The organism is Sphaerisporangium rufum (assembly GCF_016863395.1).
GTDB lineage: Bacteria > Actinomycetota > Actinomycetes > Streptosporangiales > Streptosporangiaceae > Sphaerisporangium > Sphaerisporangium rufum.
In genome coordinates this window covers 1-1,418 of record NZ_BOOU01000139.1, presented here as the reverse complement: position 1 = coordinate 1,418, position 1,418 = coordinate 1, and the positions used below count along the sequence as shown (strand labels likewise).

Annotated in this window: 1 protein-coding gene; it reads right to left on the bottom strand. The window is 64.5% G+C overall.

Annotated features, from left to right (window positions below; genetic code table 11):
* Positions 1-1,418, bottom strand: a 1,418-nt coding sequence (locus Sru01_RS35020; RefSeq protein WP_507763328.1) for an RNA polymerDNA-directed RNA polymerase subunit B, incomplete at both ends; no start/stop codon positions are given.

Here is a 1,418-nt window from a genome sequence, read left to right as displayed (position 1 = left end):
AGCGAGCCGATGAGGCCGATGTTCGGGCCTTCCGGCGTCTCGATCGGGCACATCCGGCCGTAGTGCGAGGGGTGCACGTCACGCACCTCGAACCCGGCCCGCTCCCGCGACAGACCACCGGGACCCAGCGCGTTCAACCGGCGCTTGTGGGTCAGGCCCGCCAGCGGGTTGATCTGGTCCATGAACTGCGACAGCTGGGAGGTGCCGAAGAACTCCCTGATCGACGCCACCACCGGACGGATGTTGATCAGCGTCTGCGGCGTGATCGCCTCGACGTCCTGGGTGGTCATCCGCTCGCGCACCACCCGCTCCATGCGGGCCAGCCCCAGCCGCACCTGGTTCTGGATCAGCTCGCCCACCGTGCGCAGCCGCCGGTTGCCGAAGTGGTCGATGTCATCGGTCTCCACGATGATCTCGCGGTCGCCGGCGCCCGGCATCGACACCTCGCCCGCGTGCAGGCGGACGATGTACTCGATGATGGTGACGATGTCGTCCTCGGTGAGCGTGCCCTGGGTGATCTCGGCGTCGACCCCGAGCTTCTTGTTGATCTTGTACCGGCCGACCTTCGCCAGGTCGTAACGCTTGGGATTGAAGTACAGATTCTCCAGCAGCGTCTGCGCCGACTCCTTGGTCGGCGGCTCACCCGGACGCAGCTTGCGGTAGATGTCCAGCAGCGCGTCATCCTGCCCCGAGGTGTGATCCTTCTCCAGCGTCGCCCGGATCGACTCATACCGCCCGAACCGCTCAAGGATCTGCTCGCTGGTCCACCCCAGCGCCTTCAGCAGCACCGTCACCGCCTGCTTGCGCTTACGGTCGATGCGCACACCCACGCTGTCACGCTTGTCGATCTCGAACTCCAGCCACGCCCCGCGCGACGGAATCACCTTGCAGCCGAAAAGATCCTTGTCGGAGGTCTTGTCCACCGACCGATCGAAATACACCCCCGGCGACCGCACCAGCTGCGAGACCACCACCCGCTCGGTCCCGTTGATGATGAACGTGCCCTTGGAGGTCATGAGCGGGAAATCCCCCATGAACACCGTCTGGCTCTTGATCTCACCGGTGGTGTTATTGATGAACTCCGCCGTCACGAACATCGGCGCGGAGAACGTCATGTCCTTGTCTTTGCACTCGTCCACCGAGTACTTGGGCGGCTCGAACCGATGATCACGGAACGACAGCGACATCGTCCCGGAGAAGTCCTCGATCGGACTGATCTCCTCGAAGATCTCCTCAAGACCCGACTGCGCCGGAACATCCCGGCGCCCGGCCTGGCGAGCCGCCTCCACCCGCGACCGCCATTTCTCATTCCCCAACAACCAGTCGAACGACTCGGTCTGCAGGGCGAGAAGATCGGGAACTTCCAGCGGCTCCTGAATACGCGCGAACGACACGCGACGAGGACCGGCGGGTACGGC